Consider the following 23,005-nt stretch of genomic DNA (forward strand, 5'->3'; position numbering starts at 1 on the left):
GTATTCGGCGAATCGGTCAGCGGGGGCTGCGCAGCGCGCGCCGCGCGATCGACCAGCGCAGCACCTCGGACGGGCCCTCGTAGATGCGGAATGCCCTGGCCTCCACCAGGAATCGGGCCACCAGGTGGTCCTCGCAGACACCCAGTCCGCCGTGCAGCTGCACGGCGCGATCGAGCACCCGCCAGACCGCCTCGGAGACGAAGGTTTTCGCCACCGAGGTCTCGTGGCGGGCCTGCGAGGAGCTGGGGCCCTGCAGGTCGATGGTCTCGGCGACGCTGCGCACCAGGGCACGGGACGCGGCGATGTCGATCTCGTTGTCGGCGACCAGGCCCTGCGCGATGCCGTGCTCGGCGATCGGGACACCGAAGGCGGTGCGACCGGTGATGTGGGCGATGGTGAGCTCCTGCGCCCGCACCGCCAGGCCCAGCCAGTTCATGCAGAACGTCAAACGTGAAGGGGCCAAACGCACCTGGGCCAGCTCCAGCCCGCGCCCCACCTCGCCGAGCACGGCGGCGTCGGGCACCTCGCAGTCGACGAGCTCGAGTTCGCAGTGCCCGCCGGGGGCGCTGGTGTGATCCAGGGTGGGCATGCGGCGACCCACCCGCAGGCCCGGGTTGTCCTGATCGACCAGGAACATGGTCGCGCCGTCGGGGGTCATGGCGACCACGATGGTGAAGGCCGCGCCGTTCGCGCCGGTGGTGAAGTGCTTGGCGCCGTTGATGACCCAGCCGGTGTCGGTCTCCTGGGCGACGGTCCGCAGCATGCGCGGGTCGGCGCCCGCACCGGGGGCGGGCTCGGTCAACGCGATGGCCGAGCGCACGTCACCGGCGGACAGCGGGGCCAGGTAGCGCTCCTGCTGCTCGGCGTTGGCGACATGCGCCAGCAGGTGGATATTGCCGTCGTCGGGGGCCCAGGCGTTCACGGCCAGCGGGCCGAGCAGGCTCGCGCCCGCCGCCTCCAGCACCTGTGCCTGACCCCGGGTGTCGAGGCCGAGGCCGCCGTAGCGCGGGTCCGACAGGGGGCCGAAGACACCGGCCGCCTTGGCCTTGTTCTGCAGGTCCAGCCGCAGCGCGTCATCGGTGACGCGGCCGTCGACCACCACCTCGCGCTCGACCGGAATGACGTGCTCTTCCACGAACTTTCTGGTCAGTTCGACCAGCTCCGCCACAGCGCTCATGGGGTCAGTGTCGGCGTGTCGGCGCAGGTGGTGGCGCCTCGATCGGCAATGCCTATCGGGCGAATCGACTCGGGCAACCGGGGCGCGATCTTGCTCAACGCTCGGTCAGGCTCACACCGACTCCACAGAGAGGGGATGCGATGACCGACCTGACAGTCCGGGTGACCGATCGACGTGACGTGGCCGAAGGCGTTTTCGCCCTCGAACTGACGGCGCTCGACGGTGTGTTGCCGCAGTGGTCCCCGGGCGCCCACATCGACGTGGTCGCCGAAGGTGTTGGGGTTCGACAATACTCGCTCTGCGGTGATCTCGCCGGACAGCAGCGCTGGCGGATCGCCATCCTGCACGAACCGGCGGGTCGCGGCGGTTCCGACCACCTGTTCGGTACCGCGCACGTCGGTACCGAACTGCGGGTGTCGGTACCGCGCAACAACTTCGAACTGGAACCCGCGCCGGAGTACCTGTTCCTGGCGGGCGGCATCGGGATCACCCCGATCCTGCCGATGCTGGCCGCGGCCACCGCGGCCGGGGCCCGCGCCAGCCTGTACTACGGCGCGCGGACCCGGGCGCATCTGGCGTTCACCGAGGAACTCGGCGGCTATCCCCGAGTGAATCTGGTGCCGCAGAACGAATCCGGCCTGCTGCCGCTCGCGGAGCTGCTGGCCGACACCACCGCCACCGTGTACTGCTGCGGGCCCGAACCGCTGCTCGCGGCCGTCGAGGCCGAGGGCGCGCGCCGGGGCGTGACAGTGCGCACGGAGCGTTTCGTGCCACGCCCGGTCGACACCACCGTCGACCGGGCCTTCGAGGTACGCCTCGCGAGCAGCGGTCAGGTGCTGCCCGTCCCGGCGAACCGGACGATCGTCGACGCCCTCGAAGCCGCGGGCGTCGCGATCGTCACCTCCTGCCGCGAGGGCACCTGCGGCAGCTGTGAGACGAAGTTCCTGGAAGGCGAAGTGCAGCACCGTGATTCGGTGCTGACCGCCGCCGAACGCGCCTCCGGCGACACCATGATGCCCTGCGTTTCGCGGGCGATCTCAGATGTTCTCGTGCTCGACCTGTGACACGAGAAGCCGAAAAAACGAGCGAAAGAACGCAGAGAGAACCAGATGAGGAATACTGCTGCGGCGTCCGCGCTGCTCGCCGCCACGATCTGCATCGGCGCCGGCGTTACCGGTACTGCCCAGGCGGACACCGCCGATGTCACGAACTACACGGCGACCGACACCGGAACCTCTACGATCGTGCGCACCGACGCCGGTTCGATGACGGTCGAGGACGGCGTCTTCAAGATCAAGGCCGCCAACGGCACCGTGCTCGGCGGCACCCCGCTCTCCTTCCGGGTCGACGACTTCGTCTTCCCGATCGCGGCCGACATCAAGGACCGCACCGCCACCCTGACCCCCCAGTTCGACGAGGCCCACGCGGTCTACCAGCCGGTCGCCCTGCCGTACGAGGACCAGGCCCCCTGGAAGACCACCTACGACCGTGAGCAGGCGGCCTGGGGTCGCATGCGTGACACCATCTCCGTCGGTGCCGCCATCGGCACCGTCGTCGGCGGCCTCGCCGGCGCGGGCCTCGGCTGCCTCGCCGGTGCCGCTGTCGGCGCCACCCTCACCGGCGCCCTCGCCCTCCTCTTCGGCGCGGGCCCGCTCGCCGGTTGCATCGCCGGCGCCGCCGCCGTCGGCTTCCTCGGCACCATCGCCGGTCAGATCTTCGTGACCGCCCCGGTAGCCATCGCGGCTGTCATCCAGTACTTCACGACGATCAACCAGCCCTTCACCCCCGCCAAGTAAGGCGGTAGGACCCGGCGAGCATCGTCCGGGGGACACGACCCCGTTCGGATCGGTGATCCGAACGGGGTCTTCGTCGTCGAGTCGATCACGACAGGAATTCCACGTCCGGGTGTGCGACGCTCACCGCATGCTCGAACGCTCCACCACCTCACCCAACCTGACCGACCGCGGCCGAATCCCCGCCCTGCTTCGCGTGCTGACCGAACTCGTCGGCTGGATCACCCTGCCGTGGGGCCTCGCCCACTACTCCTGGGCCTGGTCGGTTCTCGCCGTTGTCATCCTGATCGTCGTCCCCGGCATCTTCGCCACCCCCGGCGACAAGGACCAGATCACGGTCCCCGTCCACGGCACCGTGACCATCGCCTTCATGCTGCTCGAACTCGCCGGCGCACTGTGGGGCGCGATCCTCATCCTCCCCACCTGGGGAGTCGCCGTCGTCACCGCCCTCGCCGCGATCACCGTCATCGCAGAACTCCCACGCTGGCGCTGGCTACTCACCGCCCCAGCCCGACCCCGCTGAATATCCCATATCCCCACTCGTGAATAGCTGGGGCTCATTCAGTCGTTCAGTTTCGGCCCGAGGTGTAGTAGTACATCCTGTCGAATTCGCTCACCCGCGGTATGGGCGCGGTCGGGTCTGGCGATGAGTGGGCGCGAGCCGAAGCGCGACCACATTCTTAGTTCGGTTTGGTCGCGGAGGGCTCTGCCGTTTCGACGATAATCCCGTTCTGGGGTATGGGGTTGAACTCATCGCGTCCGAGTTCGTGATTGACGGCCCAGGAAAAACGACTGTAATCATCATAGAACGCATTGATCGCTGCCCCGGTCGGGTCGAGCATGTTTGCCCAGTTCTCGATCAGGTTTGGCCCTTGATAAGCGTCACCCGGCTGAGGGTCGAAGTAGTGTGCAGTCTCCGGGTGTTGCTTCACATACGCCTGAACCCGCAAATAGGTCTCGTGGATCGGATCGGACTGTTGGCTCGTGGTGGTAAGAGTTGCGCTAGACGGCTTGGTGGCCTGCGATCCGCTGTCGTGGCTGTCACAAGCGCTGCAGCAGAGAGCGACAGCAACCATGGCGACGGTAGTCGCGCACATGAAAGGGGAAATCTTTGAGATAGTCCTCATTATTTGGCCCCTGGCGGTCGTTGGTCGCCTCGCGGCGCTATGTTGGATTCGGTAATGGGCTGCCCGGACGGGTTCGGTGCCGGGAAAGAAAAGTTGTGGAGTTTAGTATCGGCGTCGTTTGCAAATTTACTGTAGGCGTCTTGCCACGCGTTTACTCCTGAGCCGTCGGGAGTAGTGACATTATTCCAGTCGAGCAAGCTCCCACCATTGGGCTGGTCAAAGAAATGGGCACTGTCGGGGTTGTTGCGAACGTAGCCTTCGACCTGCAAATACTGGTCGCGGACGCTGTCCGGCTGAACAGTAGTCAAAATGTCGTTCAGCGAGGTCGATACTTTGTCGTCCGGCAACGGATGCGCAGGATCTGCCGGGTTGGGGATCACGTCGGCCTTGATGTAGGAGTCGACCGTGGCGGCGATGCCCCCTGTGACCGAAGCGGCGATACCTCCCGCGACCGGGCTGCCGACGGTGGTGCCGCCGATCGCGGCGGCGGTCTGCACCACGCTGGTCACGCCGTCGGCGAAAACGCCCTTGTTGCCATACTGCGAGGCGGCCTGGTAGGCGCGCTCGGCCGCATGCGCGCTGATGTCGCACCGGCACCGCGCAATCCCACCGCGGGTGGCGACATCTACTTCGGCGTTCAGTTTCGGCCCGCGGTGATGTAGTAGTACATCGGGTCGATCATGTCGATCAGGTGCTCGATTTCCTTGTCGGTGAAGCGGTTTCGACGGCTGATCGTGACGAGTACGAGGTCGTTGATCGCCCTGGCGATGGTGTCGAATTCGCTGACGGGCGGTCCGGATACGGTGCTGGTTGCGTCTTGCGACGAGCAGGCACGTTTGAGTTCGGCGCTGGCGTCGGCGGCCGCGGTGCGGAGAACGCCACTCGCACCGCGGGGGCTGGCGGCGGCAGCGTGGTCGTAGAACTGGATGGCGGCTTGGATCAGTGCCGCCGGATGGAGATGGACGAGCGAGGTTCGGTCGATGTCTGGGTGGTTGGCGGACTCGATTGCCCCGCTGTCGATTTGGCCGAGAGATCGCGCTTTCGCGGTCAGGTAGCGGGCGACCAGGATGTCGCGGATGGTGCCGTATTCGGCGGTTCGGAGCAGGTCGATCGAGGCGTGTTCGTGGTCTTCCGTGAGATCGTCGAGGCGAAGTAGCGCTCGGATATTGCCCTCGTGGCGGTGACGCTCCTTGACTGTCGAGGGGAAGCAGGACAGCAACTTTCGTGTCCAGTCATCGATGTCCGGCCCGAAGATGGTGGCGTACAGGTGCCGGTGTTCGGGGTGGGTCGAATAGGCCAGGTGGATTCGGCGTAGGCCGACGATGACATCGGCGAGTTCGCTGGCTCGCAGAGTGTCCTGTGGTTCCCTGGCGATGCTCGGGGCGGGTCCGCACAGCTCGATCAGCGTGGTGGCGATCATGTGATGCGCGCCGATTTCGCGGTCGGGATCCTCCTCGCTCAGGGCACGGGCGAGCTCGGCATGAAAACTCGCGAGTTCGTGATGCACCTGCCAGCCGAGGGCATCGGCGAACATCATCTCGGTCTCCTTGATGGACCGGATGCGGCTCAGGCCGGTGGGCTCGTAATCGGGTTTGCGGCACAGGGTCATCTCGGCGGCCGCCGCGGCGCGGGTGCAGCGGATGCCCATCATGCAGTCCAGGCGAGCGGCCGGATCGACCAGGCCGATCCCCCGCCGCGCCCAGTCACGAGCAGCGACAACCGCTCGCTGATTGCCGCGACGCCGTTGCTGCAGGTGACGTTCGGCCAGCTCGGCCGCCCAGAACAGCATGTCGGAGTGCTCATCCCGGGTCGAGGCGTCGGCGAACTGTTCCTCGAGACGCGGAATGTCGTAGTGCCGGGCGGAAAACCGCGCCTCCAGCCGTTGCGCGTCGACCCCGTCACGCCGAGCGCCGACCTGTTCACCGCGCGCCGCGAGCGCCGAGAACTGTTCCGGCACAGGCCGATTGTCGGCCGTCAGGCTCTCGATGACCGCGGCGGCGAGCGCTTCGAAAGTCTTGAAATGCTTCCACATGGTGGCCTTCGGAATCGGCCCCTCGGTGCCGTCGCGCCGGATATAGCCGCGGGCACCCGCACACACCTCGGCCAGCGTGAGTCGCTCGATCGAACTTCCCGGTGGAGCTGCGGCGATCCGGTCCATCATCACCCGCTCGCCGGCAGCGACGATCATCGCCTTGGTGTGCTCTTCGACCGCACGGCCCGCTCGCGCCTGGTAACTCGCTGCACCGCTGTGTATTGCTGTAGACGACACAGCCTGGAGTTTATTGCAGTGCACATAGTTATGAACCCGTCTATTCCAGCTAGGGTCGGTCTCTGAACGTGTAACCGGCAGCCCCGGTTCGAGGGAGGACTCAGCTGTGGAGACCGCTGGCGCGAAACTCGCGCTGCTGCAAGAGAAACTGGCAGCCGCGTGCGAGCCGACAGGTGCGGCGGGCATCGCCAAGCGCGCCGCGAAGGGCATTCCCGGCCCGCGCGAACGCATCGAAATGCTATTGGACCCAGGCAGTTTCATCGAGAGCGGTGCGTTGGTGCGCCAGCCCGGACACTCCGATGCTCTCTATGGCGACGGCGTCGTCACCGGACGGGGCACGGTAGACGGACGCCCCGTGGTGGTGATTTCGCACGATCAGACGGTCTACGGCGGATCCATCGGAGAGATGTTCGGGCGCAAGGTCGCCGCGGCCATGGACTTGGCCGCCGACGTCGGCTGCCCGTTCGTCGCGATCAACGATTCCGGTGGCGCCCGGGTCCAGGACGCCGCGACCTCCCTGGCCTGGTACGCCGCCCTGAGCCGACGCCAGCTGCGCCTGTCCGGCGCGGTGCCCCAGGTCTCGCTGATGCTGGGCAAATGCGCTGCGGGAGCGGTGTATTCACCGATCAACACCGATGTGCTGATCGCGACCGAATCCGCCTACATGTTCGTCACCGGCCCCGACATCATTCGCGAAACCACCGGCGAGGAGGTCACTCTCGAAGAACTCGGTGGCGCGTTCACCCAAGCCCAGAACGGCAACATCCACCATGTCGCGGTCGACGAGCCCGCCGCATTCGCCTGGGCGCGTAACTATCTGAGCTTCATGCCGTCCAACTGCTTCGATCAGCCACCGGTGGTGAATCCCGGCCTCGAGCCCGACCTGACCGACAGCGACCGGGAGCTGAACTCGATCATCCCCGATTCCGACCGCGCCGGTTACGACATGTACGACGTCCTGGCCAGGATCTTCGACGACGGCGAGTTCCACGAGGTCGGCGATGCCGCCGCCCGCAACCTGATCACCGGACTCGCCCGCGTCGACGGCCGCAGCGTCGGCGTGATCGCCAACCAGCCCATGGTTTCCAGCGGCGCCATCGACGCCCGCTGCTCGGACAAGGCCGCCCACTTCATCCGGCTCTGCGACGCTTTCGGCCTCCCCCTGATCTTCGTCGTCGACACTCCCGGCGTGCTGCCCGGCGTCGAAGAGGAGCGGATCGGCGTCATCAAACGCGGCGGCCGCTTCTTCTTCGCCGTCACCGAGGCCACCGTCCCGATCGTGACCGTCATCGTCCGCAAGGCCTACGGTGGCGCCTACGCCGTCATGGGTTCCAAACAACTCGGCGGCGACATCAATCTCGCCTGGCCCACGGCCCGCATCGCCGTAATGGGCGCCGAGGCAGCCGTCAGCCTGACCCAGCGCCGCCAACTCGCAGCGGTCCCCGAAGCCGAACGCCCCGCCCTACGCCAGCAACTCATCGACTTCTACAACGCCACCATGGCCACCCCCTGGATCGCCGCCGAACGCGGCTACATCGACGCGGTCATCGAACCAGCCCACACCCGCCTGGAGATCCGCAAAGCCCTACACCTGCTGCGCAACAAGGACATCCAGCACAGCCCCCGAAAACACCACCTCATCCCGCTCTAGGCAGAGATGCGTCCCTTCAGGCCTCCGAGAGGCGCGGCAGCCACGCCGACCAGTCCCCTTCTGGATCTGTGGTTTGCCCGACCTCGATAATGTATCCGTCAGGATCGCGTATGTAGCAGCGGATCTCGTACTTGTGCTGGATCGGTGGCGTCAGGAATTGAGCGCCTCGGGCACTCCATTCGGTGTACGCGGCGTGGATGTCTTCGACGCGGAGATTGAGGAAGCTGCTGACTCGGTCGGGATCGCGGGGCGTCTCCAAGACGACCGTGGGCTTGTCGTCGGTCGGGCCGCCACCCACGTTGATGATGATGAAGGTATTGGCCAGCGCGACGTAGACGGGCCCGCCGGAGAAGGCGACCTTGCCACCGAGTACTTCGGTGTAGAAACGTTGAGAGCGTTCGACGTCGTCCGAGACAATGAAATGGGCCGCTACCATTCCGAATCCGGGCTGTGTGGGCTCGACCAATTGGCACCTCCACCGATCAGGACTCGCATCCCGTGCGAGACGGGTCCGAGACCACTGTTGCGAAGACCGCGATTCCTACTTGTTCCGCCGTACAGACACCGGCCTGAGATTGCGTTGCCAATGGCACCGGCCGCCTGTATGCGGCGCAGCCCTGACCCAATTGCCATGCTCATCATCCCACAGCCGGGAGCTGGCCGGTTCGGTCGGGACGATTCTCGGCAGGTACGGACGCGGGGATCGACTGTGGCGCAATCGATCAACTCAGATGCGGGTCAGGGCACGCTCAGGCTCCTGGGTAGCCTTCGGACCGTGGGGATCGAACCGAACAGTGACGACTGGCTGGATGAGACGAGGATGTCGTACGACACCGTCGCGACTACGTATGCGGACGTCACCCGCCACCTGCTGGATGAAACACCCGAAGAACGATCAATCCTGGCGTCCTTCGCCGAGACAGTGCGCGCACAGGGCGGCGGCCCGGTTGCGGATGTCGGTTGCGGGGCGGGACGAATCACCGCCCACCTGCACCAATTGAATGCAGACGCATTCGGAATAGACCTGTCGCCCGCGATGATCGACGTGGCCCGCCGCGATCACCCCGACCTCCGATTCGAAGTCGGCTCCATGACGAATCTCGCCCTCGCGGACTCCTCGATAGCGGGCCTGGTCGCCTGGTATTCACTCATCCACGTCCCCGACAACGAACTCGGCTCCGTCTTCAACCATTTCCAGCGAGTGCTTCGCCCTGGCGGACCGCTGCTCCTCGGCTTCCACGTCGGCGACGACACCCAGCTGAAAACCCAAGGCTACGGCGGCCATCCGATGCACCTCCACGTCCACCGCCGCCAACACAACCAGATGCGCGCATGGCTCGACGCCGCCGACTTCACCATCGAGACAGACCGAACTCTGACCTCACCAGAGAGCCCGCTCGGCGGAATCATCCTCGCGCGCGCATCTCGCTCATGACGCTCGAATGGGCCTATTCCTGCAAACCGATGGTGTATTCGTCAGGAAACTGATTATCTCGCAGGTCGTTTGCAGGATTAGGCCCATGCCGCGACCATCGGCTTCGCGTCGGCTGAGGCTTGATGACCAGCGGCCGCAACGAATCCGGCCCTGACGTAGATGTTCTCTCGGCGCGGGTATAACCAGTAGTTATGCGCCCCTTGATAATCCTGCACGGTGCCTGGCTGCAACCCGCCCACTATGACGAGGTCGCCGCACGTTTGCGTAGCGACGGGGTCACTGTCACGGTGCCTGATCTGGCAGGCCAGTCGCTCACCGACAGCACTCGGCGTGTTCAGGACCTCGTCGATCAGGCGGTCGAGTCCCCGGTTGTGTTGGCGCACTCCTTCGGCGGAGTCACGGCGACCGGGTTGAAGGGGGTCTCTCATCTGCTGTATCTGTCGAGCTTCGTCTTCGATGTCGGGGAGAACGCTCAGCAGTGGATCGCGCGGATCGAAGAGGAGACCGGTCAGCAAGGTGCTCCGCTGCCACTCACTGTCGATGACGCGGGTATGACACGGCTGGATCCCGCCGGTGCTCGCGAAGGCCTGTTCGCCGACTGCGCAGCACAAGTCGCGGACCGCGCTATCGATCTCCTTCGCCCCGAACCCGTTTCGATATTCGCCGACTCCCCCGCACACGCGGCGTGGAAAGACACCCCCACGACCTACATCGCGGCAAGCGAGGACCGGGCGATCCTGCCCGAAATGGTCACCCACTTCACCAAACGCTGCGACACCGCCGTCACCTTGCCGGGCGGTCACTGCCCGTTCCTGAGCCGTCCCGCCGACGTCGTGGCCATAATCCGCAACCACCTCTGACAGCTCAACCATCAGCACGAGCGTGCGGAGGTGGGCGGCGCACCTCGAATCGCTCGACCCCGGGGTATTTCTCCCCCAGAGAATTCACCTCGAACCCTACGGCTCGATAGAACTCCACGGCGTCACTGTCTGTTTCGGCGACGACGGCGCACCCGGGATGTCGAATTGCGGTCTCCTCGAGCAGGCGTCCGGCGACCCCGCTCCGACGGTTCATAGCCTGGGTCACAATGTGCAGCAACACTATTCGGCTGTCATGCACTTCGTAGCCGGCGATTCCGACTCGGATACTCGGTGACAGCCGACCGAGCCGGGCTCGAGCATTGACATTGATAGCCGGATTCTATGGTTTCCGTCCGCACCGCGTGCCGCCCGATTAGGGTCGTTGGCTGGCTGAGGTGACGATTCGGCGATGCCTCGGCGGCGTGGGATGGACGATCATCGGAAGCTGAAGGGGACGACGGTGTCTGGACGTGGCTTGCGGGTAGTGGTGGCAGTGTTCGCTGGGGTGCTCGCGGTGGCGGCGACGGGAGTCGCGCAGGCGGAGCCGACGGGGCAGGGGACGGCGACCACGTGGTTGTGTCGGCCGGGGATGACCGGGAATCCCTGTGACGGGTCGTTGCGGACCACCGATCTCGGGACGGGGCAGGTGTCGGATCCGCCTGCGGTGGCCGACAAAGACAAGCCGGTGGATTGCTTCTACATCTATCCGACGGTGAGCAGCCAGGTGGCGTTGACGCAGGATCTGGTGGCGCAGCCGGAGGCGCGGTCGATCGCGCAGTTCCAGGCGGGCCGATTCGACAGTGAGTGCCGGGTTTTCGCGCCGGTGTATCGGCAGGTGACATTGCCCGCGGTGCCGGTGGCGCTGGCCGGAGTGGATATCACGCAGCCGGGATATCAGGACATCGTCGATGCGTGGAACGATTACATGGCGCACGACAATCATGGGCGCGGTGTCGTCATCATCAGCCATTCGCAGGGAACACTGTTGGCGCGCAAACTGATTCGCGAGCACATCGAATCCGATGCCCAGCAGCGGTCACAGTTGGTGGGTGCGTTCCTCATGGGCGGCAATGTCACCGTCGCGCAGGGCAGCACCACCGGAGGCGACTTCTCCAGCGTTCCGCTGTGCACGCAGCGCGGCCAATACGGTTGCGTCGTAGCGTATTCGACGGCGCAGCACGATCCGCTGGTGTCGTTCTTCGGCAATGCCGACCCGGGCCTGATGTCGATGCGGTGGGGTCTGCCCTACGGTCCCGGATACCAGGTCGCCTGCACCGATCCCGCGGTGTTGAGCGGTGATGCCACACCGCAGCCGGTGACAGTTCCGTCTGATCCGTACGCGTTCGGCATCGTGTCGATCCTGCTGGACTACACGACACTTCCCGACGCGTTCCCGCATTCGGATTCGCCGTGGACCTCTACCTCGTCACGCGGCGTCGGGCACTGTGAGACGCAGGGCGCGTACACCTTCTACAAGGTGAGTCTCGACGGGCCCGACCATCTCAACGACATCCCGCTGTTCGAATCGCACCTGATCGACATGAACTACGGCCCCGACCGCCTGGTCTCGATCGCGCACCAGCAGATCCAGGCCTGGCAGGCCGCGCACTAACCCCGATCCCGGCGCGTCGACTACAGCCCGAAGACGCGCCGGGAGTTGCCGTCCAGGTAGAGCCCCCGCGTCTCGTCGTCGAGACCGAGAGCGTCCAGACCGGCGAGCGCATGCTCGGGAAAGATCATCGGAAAGTTGGTGCCGAACAACACTTTTCGACGCCCGCTGCGAGTCTTCAGATACGAGACCAGTTCCGGCGGCAGTCGCTTGGTGGTGTACGCCGAGGTGTCGATGACGACGTTCGGATGCTTGCGCGCGACCGCGATCATCTCCTCGGTCCACGGGTAGCCGATATGCCCGCAGACGATCGTCAGCTCCGGAAAGTCCAGAGCGACACGGTCGATGTACGGAATCGGTCGCCCGGACTCCGAGGAGCGCAGCGGCCCGGTGTGCCCGACCTGGGTGCAGAACGGAATGCCCAGGTCCACGCACGCGGCGTACAGCGGGTAGAACCGGGCATCGGTGGGCGGCACCTCCCACAACCACGGCAGCACCCGCAGCCCCTTGAAACCCTGATCGGTGACCCGGTGCCGCAGTTCACGCACCGACTCCATGGGCCGCCGCAGATCGACCGAGGCGATCCCGGAGAACCGGTCCGGATACTCCGTGACCCACCCCGCCACTTCGTCATTGGAGATGAGCACGCCCTCGGGCGCGTGCCAGGCAGACAGCAGCGCGTGATCGACACCCGCCGCGTCCATGGCGGCCAGCGTCGTCTTCAGCGTGATCTCACTCGGCGGAATGGCAGCGGTCCAGCGCCGCAGCGAATCGAACATGTCGTGGGCGAGAAACCGCGCGGTGGGGTGCTGCGCCCAGGCGTCGATGGTCATATACGCGAGCTCCTTCGCATTCCGGACGAATGCCCTCCATCATGCGCGTGCCCCCGCCCGCGCGGCGAGCGAACCGCGAGGCGAGGGCACGTTTCGGATGCCGCTACCGCGCTGCGGGCGTGTAGCGGCTGATGGCAGCGGGCAACCGCACACCGGCGGTCCGCAACTGGGCGATCCGGGTGAGATAGGCAGCGCCCGTCATCAACTGATCGGCGATATCGGCCACCGACCGATTGCCGGGCTCGGCCAGATAGGTTCCGGCCGTCCAGGTGTTGAACCCGCCCATGGCCGGGCCGCACCAGATCTGGTAGTCGGCGGTCCGCTCGGCGTCACCGCGGATGCTCCAGCCCGAGGACAGGCCCAGATACCAGCGGAAGATCAACGCCATGCGCGCCTTCGGGTCCCGTTCCGCCGAAACCAGCTGGGCCGGATCACGTTCGGTGAAGAACGACACGCAATCCTGCCACACCGTCTGCAGGGGACGGCGGAACAGCTTGGCTTCCAACTCGCCCCGCACCTCCTCCGGCAGGGCGTCGATGCCGTCGTAGGCTCGGTACAGGTCGTAGAGCCGCTGGGCGCGGGTGGCGAACATGGTGCCGCGCCGCAGCACCTGCACTTGCACGCCGAGCTCGAACATGTCCGAGGACGGAGCCATCACACAGTCCGCGAACTGCGCGGTGGCCAACAGCCGCTTGGTGGCCTCACACTGCAACGCCTCGCGCGCGGCCTGATTGACCGATCCGGTGACGATGTAGGCGGCACCCATGGCGAACGCGGTCGCCGCCGCGTCCGGCGTGCCGATGCCGCCCGCCGCGCCGATGCGCACCCCCGCCGCGGCCGGGACGCTCAATGCGATCCGGTCACGGGCGGCGATCAGCTCCGGCAGCAGCACCACCAGCGGGCGACGGTCGGTGTGACCGCCGGAATCCGCCTCGGCGGTGATGTCGTCGGCCATCGGCACCCGGGTCACCAGGTCACCCTGAACCGCGGTGATGCGCCCGGACTCGACCAGCTGTGTCACCAGCCGCTGCGGCGCGGGCCGCAGGAACAGCTCCGCCACCTCGACCCGCGACACCTTGGCGATGATCCGATGCCGAATCTCGATGCCGCCCTGCGGATTCACCGCGAGCCCGGCCGCCCGATACCGCACCACCTCGGCGGTGAGATCCATGAACGCCGAGGCCTCCACGCACCGCACGCCGTGACGCAGGCAGGCATCCACGATGGCCCGCTCCAGCGCGGGCTCGGACGGGCTGTGGATGAGGTTGCAGGCGAACGGCTTTCCCACCAGCCGGGTGGACAGTTCGGCCAGCGCCGCCTCCACTCCGGCGGGCGGCACCCCGGCCGCGCCGTAGCTGGCCAGGTAACCCGCCTCGGCCATGGCGATCACCAGCGCGGGCGAGGCGATGCCATTGGCCATGGCACCGGCCGCATACGCCGACCGCACGCCGTGCGCGGCCCGGAACGCGCTGTCGCCCAGCCGTTCCGGCGGCAGCGGACCGACCGCGGCGAGGACCTGACCGCGCGCGGCCAGTCCCTCGTCCGCCGTGGCGGCGACCCGGCCGTCGTGGCGCACGATCCAGCACGGCCGATCCAGATCCAGCAGCAACGCGCCGATGTCCTCGACCGTCTCGGCGGCCGGAGTGTGCAAGGTGGTCACGAGAGCACCTCCCGGTCGGCGAGTTCGATTGCCAGGTCGATCAATTCGTAGATGCGCAGGCCCGGCTTCCACAGCGAACCGTCCACCACCACGGTGGTCGAGTTCGGCCCGCGATGCACCGACTTGATGTGCGCCTCGAGCTCCACGGTGCCGTCCGTCGGCAGGAACTGGCCGCGATAACGCCAACTGAAGGCCAGGTCCTGCGGAATCCGGAACACCGGGTCCTGCAGTCCCGCGGCGTATCCGGCGTCGAGCATCCACTCCTGCACGGCGTGGATCACCGATTCCACACCCAGCGAGCCCGGGATCACCGGGTCCAGATGGAAGTGCCGATCGAAGAACCAGTCCGCCGGATCGATGGCCCGCACCGAATGCAGGTATCCCGCACCGTAATTGCCGCCCTCGTCGACCACCTCGACGCTGTCGATGAGCGCCAGCTTGCGACGCGAGCAGGCCGGAGCCACCGGGTCGGCGCGGCGGGCGGCCACGTCGATCACCCGCGGCGTCGCCTCGGGATGCGCCGAAAGCCAGCTCGGCACATAGCGTCCGGCGTCCAGGCCGGTCTGGTTGCCCAGCGCCTGATCGCTGAAGTAGCCGAACATGGTCTCACCGCGATAGAACGGCTCACCGTCGACGCTGAGGGTGTAGTCGAAGGTCTGCAGCGAGGAACCCGGCAGGATCGTGGTCGACAGCAGCCGGGAGGCCTGCTGAATCGTCTTGTCCCGCAGATCGACCTGCCGCAGCACCGTCGCGGTGCCGCCAAGGTTGCGCAGGCTCAGGGTGGTGCCGGGCTGAGTCAGCGTCGGCCCCACGTAGTAGCCCATCAGCAGCGCCGCCTGCAACGAGGTCTCCATGTACACGAAGTGCGGCATGGAGTCGTTGGCGGTGTCGCCGTAGTACCAGGAGTCGGCGGGCGAGTCGTATTCGGTGTCGTACGACGCGGATTCGAACTCACCGCGCGCACCGTCGAACCGGGTCACCCGATCCACCAGCAGCAGCCCGCCGGTGGGCAGGCGCGTCGCCCGCACCCCGGTGTATTCGGCGAATTCCTGGCCCATGGCGATGGCCTGATCGCCGCGCGCCAGGTGTGCCATGTGGAATTCGTTGAGCAGCACCCGCGGCACCGCCTGGCCGGGACCGACCTCGGCTCCGTGCCGCTCGGCGACCATCATGGTCACCGCCACCGACGTGCCGTCACCCAGGGTGGCGGTCGCCTGCAGGAACGGACGCGGCACCACATCGAGGCGGTCCACCACCAGATCGACAGTGCCGCTGCCGAATCCGGCCTCGGACTCCCCCACTCCACCGGTGAGCGTGCTGCCCGACAGGCACAGCGGCATCCCGGTGTAGAGGGCGAAGACCTCGGCCGCCTGCAATGCCGCCGCCCGTGGATCACCCTCGAACGAAGCGATGACCCGGCCATTGCCATTGCCGCCGTACAACTCGATCGAGGACACGGCGGTGAGGGTGAGCGGTGTGGTGGACGCCAGCCGTGCGGCCACCTCCACCCCCGCCCGGCGGTGCGACCCGCCGAACACCACGCTCGCGTCGCTCTCGGCCAGCTGCCGCAGCGCGGCGGCGTCCAGTCGCGAAACCTGCGTGCGTGCCAGAGCTTTGAACGATCCTTCGGCCGCGTGGGTCGCCGCGAGGATCGCTGATCCCTGCGCTCCGGCCGCCGCGACCAGAGCCGAGCCGGGGACGCTCGGGTGGGCGGCCACCAGCGCCTCCGACCGAACCGGCTCGATGGATTCAGCCTGTCGGCCAGCCACGCCGCCACGTGCCTGCCGCCACAGCTCACGCTGCAATGCGGTCTGCGCGTTGAGCGCCGACCGGTGCGCCGCGACGATACCGGCCCGAATCTGAGCGATCGCATCGGCCGCTACCGGGTGCACGGGCGAACCGTGATCCACCGGCGCGACTGCCGCACTATCGGATCGGGCCGCCACCGGCGCCGAATCATCTTGCCGCACCGCCGGTCCGGCCGCGGGTGCGGTCGCCCGCGCCCCTGCCGGATCGAAGGCGATGCCGTCGAAGTCGAGAGTTGTCATGCCGTCCACCCCCTCACCGAGGTCTGGAACTTCTCCGTCAGATCGGGTGTCGTGAGAACCGTGACATCCGAGAACCGTTGCAGCACCGTGCCGTCGAGGGCCAGTGCGGTCGCGTCGATCAGGGCTTCCATCCGGCTGGCCCGCGGGTTGTCGACGACCACCAGGAAGGGGTCGCCCGACGGCAGCGGATGGTGGTAGTCGATCCGGCCGACGCCCAGCGGCAGGCAGGCCGCGCCGAGCAACCGGTGTCCCAGCACCAGCGGGGACTGCAGGATCAGGTCGGCCTGCACCGGATCGTGCAGGCGGCTGGCGAAACTGCCGTGCGCCACCGGGTCCGCGGGCAGCGCGCATTCCAGGACGACGGCCTGGTCGCTCGCCGAACGGATGGCACGCAACCCCTGCAGGGCGGGGGCGTGGAACTCGATGCCGTCGCGGTAGAGGTAACTGGCGTCCTCCCCCGGTCCGGCCGGGACCTGTTGCCGGGCCACCGCTTCGGGCTTATCGCCCAGAAGCAGCGTGGCCCGGAATCGGGCGGCTCCGTCACCGAAGACGGTGGCCAGCACCGCGATCCGACCGTCGACCGGATCGGCGGGCTCGAGTTCCACCTCGAGACTCGGGATCGGGTGATCGAACACCAGGCCCTTGAGCACCTGGAAACCGCGCACCCCGACCACGATCCGGCCGGGCCGGGTGCGTTCGGCGAGGTTCGCCATGACACCCAGACCGAAGGTCGCGGGCAGCACGATGTGCTCACCGATGCGATGGGCGTCGATCACCGGAGCGGTCACCAGGTCGGCGATGCCGCGGCGGGCCCGCACCGGAGCCGGATCCGGATCCGCCTGCGAGAGCGCGGTGGCCGGGCCGACCAGCAGGATCGGTTCCGGGCGGCGAGCCGCACCGAACTGAGCGGTGAACACCGCGGCACCGGCGGCCGGTGCCAGCAGTGGCACGCCCTGCGACAGGAAGTGTTCCCGCAGTTCGGGAGTCACCATGCCGCCGTCCCAGGCGCCCCAGTCCAGAGCGGTCGCGAACCGTTGCGGATCGCGAGCGCCCCAGCTGACCGCGAAGCGACCCAGCGCCTCGTTGGCCGCCGCGTAGTCGGCCTGCCCGGTGTTGCCGAACAATCCGGCCACCGAGGTGAACAGCACCAGGTGACGGGGATCGCCCGCCGCCGCGAGCACCGCCGCGAGTCCGGCCAGCTTGGGCCCGAGCACCCGGCCGATGGATTCGACCGTCTTGTCGGGGATCAGCGAGTCCGCGAGCACACCCGCTCCGTGCACCACACCGGTGATCGGTCCGCGCACAACAGCTTCGGCATCCGTGTCGATCGAGCCGTCCGAGGCGAGGTGCTCGGCGTCTTCCTCGACGCGCCACGGTGCGAGAGCCGCCGTGAGCGCCTGTGCGTCGGTGGCGTCGACCGCGAGGTAATCGGCCCGGTCACCGAGTTCGGCCAGGGTGGTGCGGATTTCGCGCACCGCCCGGATCTGCCCGCAGGCCCGGTCGATATCGCGGGGTTTGACGCCGGTACCGGCCAGCGCGCGGACCGCGGCGGGCTTGAGGTCGGTGTCGGCGACCCCGGCCGCCCACTCCGGCTCGGCCGCCAGCTCGGTGCGCCCCAGTAGGACGAACCGGCAGTCGCTGTGCCGCGCCAGTTCCAGCACGCAGGTCGCGGTGACGCCGCGCGCACCGCCGGTCACCACCAGGGTGTCGGCGGCCGTCAGCACCGATGGACCGAAATCGGCTCCGGCGCGGACAATCTCGGTGGTGCGAGCATCATCGTGGCGGCTGGGCACCGGGGTGCGGCGCACGCCGTTCGCGTCGATGCCGACCTCCGCGGTGTCGCGAGCGACATCGCAGAGCTCCTCCAGGACGATCTCGGCCAGGCGCTGCGGCAGCACCTCCGGGTCGATGTCGAGGGCGCGGGAGAACAGCGTGGGCTGTTCGGCCGCCAGGGTTTTCACCAGGCCGCCGAGTCCGCCGAGCAGGGCCGCCACCGGTTCCGCGTCACCGCGGAAGCCGAGGTGGCCGTCGAGCCGGGTGATGGTCGCGAATCCGGCCCGGGCGCTCGCCGCCCGCAGCCGGGGCAGCGCCTGCCCCGCGACCAGGATGGCGTCGGTCAGGATCGCCTGTGCCTGCACCCATTCCGTCGCCACACCGGCGACGACCACGCAGACATCGACCGGACCGGTGCCCGCGACCGCGTCGGGTCCGGACACCCGGCGCACCGACCAGCTGCGCGCGCTCAGCAGCTCTTCGATGGCCTCACAGTCGGTTTCGGCCGACTCGTCCAGGCACACCAGCACGGCGTGCCCGGCCGGGCGGTAGGGGTCCACGGCCGGATCGACCGCGGGCAGCTCGACGAGTTCGACGACGTGCCGCGGCGTTTCGGCCGCGGCCTCAGCTTTTGGGTGGACATCACCCCCGGCCAGCTCGCCCACGATCTGATCGAGCGTGCGTAGCGTGCCGAGTTGCTCCGGTCCGAGTACCGGTAGTTCCGGGAACCGTTCCTGCAGTGCGCCGATCACCTGGACCCGCTTGATCGAGTCCACGCCGAGATCCGCTTCCAGATCCATCGTGGTGTCGACCATCTCGACCGGGTAACCGGTTTTGTCGGCGACCACTTCCCGCAGCGCCTGCCGCAGGGTGTCGGCGGAAACGCCCGCCGCGGCGGTGTTCGCGGCGGATTCGATGGTATCGGCGGCGGATTCGGTCGCGACCGGTTCGGCGGCAACGGTATTCGCGGCCGGTTCACCGGCGACCAGCTCGTCCACGACCTGGTCGAGGGTGCGCAGCGTGCCCAGCTGTTCGGGCCCGAGCACCGGCAGTTCCGGGAACCGTTCCTGCAGAGCGCCGATCACCTGAACCCGCTTGATCGAGTCGACACCGAGATCCGCTTCCAGATCCATCGTGGTGTCGACCATCTCGACCGGGTAACCGGTCTTGTCGGCCACCACCTCGCGCAGGGCCTGGCGAACCGCGTCGGCCGACAGTGCGCCGGACTCGACGGGAGCAGCCGCCGGAGACGTAACCGCCACGGGCACGGCAACTTCCACCTGCACCGGGACGGTCGCGATCGTCGGCGCGGCGACCGGAGCGACAGGCGCGGCGGCCGGGATGGCGGGAGCCGGGGCGGTCAGCGCCGCCGGAGCGCGGTACTCGACGGCCGCACCGTTGGCGACCGGATCGACGTAGACCGGCACCGACTGGGCGCGGGTCACCGTGGACCCACCCTCCAGCTCGGCCAGCTGCGCGACCACATCGCCTGCCCGGGAATGGCTTTCGCTGATGGCGACGCCGTGATCCTTGACCGCCTCGATGGCGCGGACCAGCAGCTCGTCGACCTGGCCGTGGCGCAGTGCGCCCGCCAGATCGCGGGCCAGTTCCAGCTGGCCGTCGAGGTAGTGGCGGTGGGTCTGCAGGTGCTGCACGAGCGCGCTGTCGAGCGCACCCGGCGTGGGAATGCGGTACTGGGGTTCCGCGGACACGTGATTCTCCAGAGGTCTGGGGGAAGTGGGCCGGTCGTGGCCGGGCTGGGTAGCACCGGACACGGCGGGGGCGAGCTGAGTGCTGCCGGGCGCGGCGGTGGAGAGTCGAGCGTCCTGAAGGTGGCCGTTGCCGTTCACGGCGGGCCCGGCGACGAGCACCGGGGCCGGGGTGGCCGCAGAACCGTTGACCGCCTGCGCCTTTGCCGCCGCCGCGACCACCGACAGCTCGTAGTCGTCGGACAGGGCGGCCGCGTAGGCCTTGCGACGGCTCTCCGGCACGTACTCCGGAGCCGAGAGCGTCACCGCCATACCGGGCTTCTTGGCCGGTGCCGCCAGCTCGGGCGCGCTGTGGCGGTTGATGCCGCGCAGCTCGAAGCCGAGCACCGCCAATCGCACGGCCGCCCGCTTGAGCGCCAGATCGCCGTTGCCGATCGGACCGGAGTCGGTGGCGATGGCGATGACCTCGTCACCGAAGGTGCGCCGCGTCAGCGAGGTCAGCACCTGCTTGGGACCGAACTCCACGAAGACCGTGCAGCCGTCGGCCCGCATCGCGGTGAGCGCGTCGTAGAACTCGACCGGGTTGCTCAGCTGGGCGGTCAGGGTGGCGCGATTCGCCTCGGCGTCCGCACCGTAGGACGCGCCGCGGGTGTCGGCGTACACGGTGGCGTCGGGGGTACCGATCGCCACCTTCGACACCGCCGCACCGAACGCCTCGACGGCGTGACCGACATACGGGGTGTGGAACGCGCCGGAGACCGGCAATGCCCGGGTGATCCAACCGTTTTCGGTGAATCGCTCGGTGGCGGTCGCGATGGCTTCGGTGCCGCCGCCCACCACCACCTGGTCGGGGGCGTTGTGGTTGCAGATCCACACGTCCTCGAGCTCGGCGATGATCTTCTCGATGTCCTCACGCGACGCGCCGACGGCCACCATGGTGCCCGCCTCGACACCCTCGGGCACCGTCATGGCCGCGCCACGCGCCCGGGCCAGGCCGAAGAAGTCGTCCGTGCTCATCGCACCCGAGGCCCACAACGCGGTGAGCTCACCGAAGCTGTGCCCCAGGTAGCCCTCGGCCTGGAACCCGAAGTCGCTCAGCACCCGGAACTGGCCGGCCGCGAGCGCACCGATCGCGGGCTGCGCGAATTCGGTGCGGCGCAACGCGTTCTCCTGCGCCGAACGGGTGTCGTCGTCGAACGCCGGGGGCGGGAAGACCACCGCGCCGAGACGCTGCGGCGCGACGGTGAAGGCGGCGTTGGCGGTGTCGAAGGCCGAGCCGACCGCCGGATTGTTCAGTGCCGCATCGATTCCCATGTCGACGTACTGGCTGCCCTGGCCCGCGAACAGCGCGCCGACCTTGCGGCCGGGCAGCGCGGCGGCGCGGAAGTACACGCCCTCGGGGTGATCCCAGTGCGGCGCTTCGGGATTGCGCACCAGCTCGTCGACGACCAGCGTCCGCAGGTCCGCGGCCGTGTCCTCGTCGAGCGAGACGAATCCGACACGCGCGTGGTCCTCGGGAATGTCGCCGCCGTCGCCGCCCTCGGTGGAGCGGACCGCGTCGATCAGGCCGGAGACGTCGGCCGCGTGCCAGATGTGGGCGCGCGGAGTGCGGTGCAGCAGCTCGGGGCGGACACCATCGGCTTCCTCGAGCACCAGGTGGAAGTTGGTGCCGCCGAAGCCCATTGCCGAGGCCGCGGCCCGGCGCACCGGTCGCGCCGGGTCCAGGATCCATGGGCGGGTCCGCGAGTTCACGTAGAACGGCGCTGTCTCGGGCGCGATTTCGGCGTTCGGCTGATCTACGTTGATGGTGCCGGGCAGCACCTTCTGGTGCAGCGCGAGCGCCAGCTTCATGATGCTGGCGGTGCCCGCCGCGCCCTTGGTGTGCCCGATCTGGGACTTCACGCTGCCCACCGCGGCGAAGCGGGCCTCCGAAGTCGCGTCTGCCAGCAGGCCTTTGAGCGCGGTCAGCTCGGTCTTGTCGCCGACCGCCGTGCCGGTGGCGTGCGCCTCGATGAGTTCGACGTCGGCGGGCGAGCAGTCGGCGTCGGCGTAGGCGCGATCGAGTGCCACCCGCTGGCCCTTGGCGACCGGCGCGTAGATGCTCTTGGCGCGGCCGTCGCTCGAGGAGCCGAGGCCGCGGATGACCGCGTAGATCCGGTTGCCGTCGCGGCGGGCGTCCTCGAGGCGGCGCAGCGCCAGCATCGAAATGCCCTCGCCCAGCAGGGTTCCGTCCGCGCCCGCACCGAACGGGCTGATCTGCCCGCCGAGCGAGAGCGCACCGACCTTGCTGAAGCACATGTAGATGAAGATGGTGTTCTCGGTGTCGACGCCACCGGTGATCATCATGTCGGCCCGGCCGTCGCGCAGTTCGGCGATCGCGGTGCGGATGGCGGCCAACGAGGCCGCGCAGGCCGCGTCGACGGTGCAGTTCATGCCGCCGAGCCCGAGGCGGTTGGCCACCCGGCCCGAGACCACGTTGGCCAGCAGGCCCGGGAACGAATTCTCTTCCCACGGAGCGAAAGCCGCGACGTAGCGGTCCGCGATGGCGTCGGCGTCGGCGTCGGACAGGCCCACCGAGCGGGCCGCGTCCTTGAGCACCGGCGTGGACAGCCGCGCCGCCAGCGGGTGCATGAGCGGCACCGGTCCGGTGGTGCCGAGCACCACGCCGGTGCGCGCCGGGTCGTACCAGTCCGACCCGGTCGCGCCCGCGTCGACCAGCAGATCGCGCGCCACACCGAGGCTGAGCGTCTGCATGGTGCTGGTCACCTCGAGCTGGTTGGGCGGCAGCCCGAACTCGAGTGGATCGAAATCGACATCGGGCAGGAACGCCCCGCGTCGCGAATAGGTCTTGTCGGGCGTCGCCGGATCGGCGTCGTAGTAGTCGTCCAGGCTCCAGCGGGAGGCGGGCACGTCCTCGGTGCAGTCCACACCGTCGACGATGTTCTGCCAGTACTCCCGATGATTGCGTGCCTTGGGCAGCAGGCCCGACATCCCGACAATGGCAATCGGGTCGCGCGCAAGCCGTCTGTCGTCTGTCACGGAAAATCCCTCTCGAACCAGA

At 68.0% G+C, this 23,005-nt stretch carries 16 protein-coding genes; 7 read left to right on the forward strand and 9 right to left on the reverse strand.

Annotated features, from left to right (window positions below; genetic code table 11):
• Positions 1-16: 16 nt before the first annotated feature.
• On the reverse strand, positions 17-1,177 hold the full coding sequence (locus tag OG300_RS15255) for an acyl-CoA dehydrogenase family protein (protein WP_405496374.1): 1,161 nt from the start codon (positions 1,175-1,177) through the stop codon (positions 17-19).
• Positions 1,178-1,317: 140 nt separating this feature from the next.
• Here OG300_RS15255 and OG300_RS15260 point away from each other — a divergent pair, with 140 nt between their 5' ends.
• The 3 genes from OG300_RS15260 to OG300_RS15270 all read left to right on the forward strand — a co-directional run bounded on the left by OG300_RS15260 (position 1,318) and on the right by OG300_RS15270 (position 3,493).
• Positions 1,318-2,241 carry a PDR/VanB family oxidoreductase gene (locus OG300_RS15260; RefSeq protein ID WP_405496376.1) on the forward strand — a complete coding sequence of 308 codons (924 nt, stop codon included), beginning with the start codon at positions 1,318-1,320 and terminating at the stop codon, positions 2,239-2,241.
• A 45-nt stretch (positions 2,242-2,286) separates the two neighbouring features.
• A complete protein-coding gene (locus OG300_RS15265) occupies positions 2,287-2,973 on the forward strand; it encodes a hypothetical protein (RefSeq protein ID WP_405496378.1) in 687 nt (228 codons plus the stop codon).
• 127 nt (positions 2,974-3,100) lie between these two features.
• A complete protein-coding gene (locus OG300_RS15270; protein WP_405496380.1) occupies positions 3,101-3,493 on the forward strand; it encodes a hypothetical protein in 393 nt (130 codons plus the stop codon).
• Positions 3,494-3,650: 157 nt separating this feature from the next.
• Here OG300_RS15270 and OG300_RS15275 read toward each other — a convergent pair whose 3' ends face one another.
• The 3 genes from OG300_RS15275 to OG300_RS15285 all read right to left on the reverse strand — a co-directional run bounded on the left by OG300_RS15275 (position 3,651) and on the right by OG300_RS15285 (position 6,285).
• Positions 3,651-4,046: a hypothetical protein gene (locus OG300_RS15275; protein WP_405496382.1), complete on the reverse strand. Its 396-nt coding sequence runs from the start codon at positions 4,044-4,046 to the stop codon at positions 3,651-3,653.
• A 50-nt stretch (positions 4,047-4,096) separates the two neighbouring features.
• The gene (locus tag OG300_RS15280) at positions 4,097-4,606 is read right to left on the reverse strand and encodes a hypothetical protein (protein WP_405496384.1); all 510 of its coding nucleotides are present in this window, start codon (positions 4,604-4,606) and stop codon (positions 4,097-4,099) included.
• Between the two features lie 128 nt (positions 4,607-4,734).
• Entirely contained in the window at positions 4,735-6,285 is a 1,551-nt protein-coding gene (locus OG300_RS15285) for a hypothetical protein (protein ID WP_405496386.1), read from the reverse strand.
• A gap of 187 nt (positions 6,286-6,472) precedes the next feature.
• On the opposite strand from OG300_RS15285, the gene OG300_RS15290 reads away from it, so the two are divergent.
• On the forward strand, positions 6,473-8,017 hold the full coding sequence (locus OG300_RS15290) for an acyl-CoA carboxylase subunit beta (protein ID WP_405496388.1): 1,545 nt from the start codon (positions 6,473-6,475) through the stop codon (positions 8,015-8,017).
• A gap of 16 nt (positions 8,018-8,033) precedes the next feature.
• Here OG300_RS15290 and OG300_RS15295 read toward each other — a convergent pair whose 3' ends face one another.
• A complete protein-coding gene (locus tag OG300_RS15295) occupies positions 8,034-8,483 on the reverse strand; it encodes a VOC family protein (RefSeq protein WP_405496390.1) in 450 nt (149 codons plus the stop codon).
• Between the two features lie 243 nt (positions 8,484-8,726).
• Between OG300_RS15295 and OG300_RS15300 the strand changes: the two genes are divergently transcribed.
• From OG300_RS15300 to OG300_RS15310, 3 genes are all read left to right on the forward strand, one after another.
• The gene (locus OG300_RS15300; protein WP_405496392.1) at positions 8,727-9,452 is read left to right on the forward strand and encodes a class I SAM-dependent methyltransferase; all 726 of its coding nucleotides are present in this window, start codon (positions 8,727-8,729) and stop codon (positions 9,450-9,452) included.
• Positions 9,453-9,643: 191 nt separating this feature from the next.
• Positions 9,644-10,312 (forward strand): alpha/beta fold hydrolase, encoded by a 669-nt coding sequence (locus OG300_RS15305; RefSeq protein WP_405496394.1) that lies wholly within the window; start codon positions 9,644-9,646, stop codon positions 10,310-10,312.
• A gap of 460 nt (positions 10,313-10,772) precedes the next feature.
• On the forward strand, positions 10,773-11,924 hold the full coding sequence (locus OG300_RS15310) for a DUF3089 domain-containing protein (RefSeq protein ID WP_405496396.1): 1,152 nt from the start codon (positions 10,773-10,775) through the stop codon (positions 11,922-11,924).
• A 20-nt stretch (positions 11,925-11,944) separates the two neighbouring features.
• On the opposite strand, the gene OG300_RS15315 is transcribed toward OG300_RS15310, so the two are convergent.
• The 4 genes from OG300_RS15315 to OG300_RS15330 all read right to left on the reverse strand — a co-directional run bounded on the left by OG300_RS15315 (position 11,945) and on the right by OG300_RS15330 (position 22,983).
• Entirely contained in the window at positions 11,945-12,754 is an 810-nt protein-coding gene (locus OG300_RS15315; protein ID WP_405496398.1) for an amidohydrolase family protein, read from the reverse strand.
• A 103-nt stretch (positions 12,755-12,857) separates the two neighbouring features.
• A complete protein-coding gene (locus OG300_RS15320; RefSeq protein WP_405496400.1) occupies positions 12,858-14,414 on the reverse strand; it encodes a PfaD family polyunsaturated fatty acid/polyketide biosynthesis protein in 1,557 nt (518 codons plus the stop codon).
• On the reverse strand, positions 14,411-16,462 hold the full coding sequence (locus tag OG300_RS15325) for a beta-ketoacyl synthase (RefSeq protein WP_405496402.1): 2,052 nt from the start codon (positions 16,460-16,462) through the stop codon (positions 14,411-14,413). The genes OG300_RS15320 and OG300_RS15325 overlap by 4 nt, the downstream gene beginning before the upstream one ends.
• Positions 16,459-22,983, reverse strand: a complete 6,525-nt coding sequence (locus OG300_RS15330) for a beta-ketoacyl synthase N-terminal-like domain-containing protein (RefSeq protein WP_405496404.1) — start codon at positions 22,981-22,983, stop codon at positions 16,459-16,461. The genes OG300_RS15325 and OG300_RS15330 overlap by 4 nt, the downstream gene beginning before the upstream one ends.
• Between the last annotated feature and the right edge of the window lie 22 nt (positions 22,984-23,005).

The organism is Nocardia sp. NBC_00511, from assembly GCF_045161165.1.
Taxonomy (GTDB): Bacteria; Actinomycetota; Actinomycetes; order Mycobacteriales; family Mycobacteriaceae; genus Nocardia.

Excerpts from the sequence above, each read along its gene's own strand:
- OG300_RS15255 (WP_405496374.1), bottom strand. The coding sequence starts at position 1,177 with ATGAGCGCTGTGGCGGAGCTGGTCGAACTGACCAGAAAGTTCGTGGAA.
- OG300_RS15260 (WP_405496376.1), top strand. The coding sequence starts at position 1,318 with ATGACCGACCTGACAGTCCGGGTGACCGATCGACGTGACGTGGCCGAA.
- OG300_RS15265 (WP_405496378.1), top strand. The coding sequence starts at position 2,287 with ATGAGGAATACTGCTGCGGCGTCCGCGCTGCTCGCCGCCACGATCTGC.
- OG300_RS15270 (WP_405496380.1), top strand. The coding sequence starts at position 3,101 with ATGCTCGAACGCTCCACCACCTCACCCAACCTGACCGACCGCGGCCGA.
- OG300_RS15275 (WP_405496382.1), bottom strand. The coding sequence starts at position 4,046 with ATGGTTGCTGTCGCTCTCTGCTGCAGCGCTTGTGACAGCCACGACAGC.
- OG300_RS15285 (WP_405496386.1), bottom strand. The coding sequence starts at position 6,285 with ATGATCGTCGCTGCCGGCGAGCGGGTGATGATGGACCGGATCGCCGCA.
- OG300_RS15305 (WP_405496394.1), top strand. The coding sequence starts at position 9,644 with ATGCGCCCCTTGATAATCCTGCACGGTGCCTGGCTGCAACCCGCCCAC.
- OG300_RS15315 (WP_405496398.1), bottom strand. The coding sequence starts at position 12,754 with ATGACCATCGACGCCTGGGCGCAGCACCCCACCGCGCGGTTTCTCGCC.
- OG300_RS15325 (WP_405496402.1), bottom strand. The coding sequence starts at position 16,462 with ATGACAACTCTCGACTTCGACGGCATCGCCTTCGATCCGGCAGGGGCG.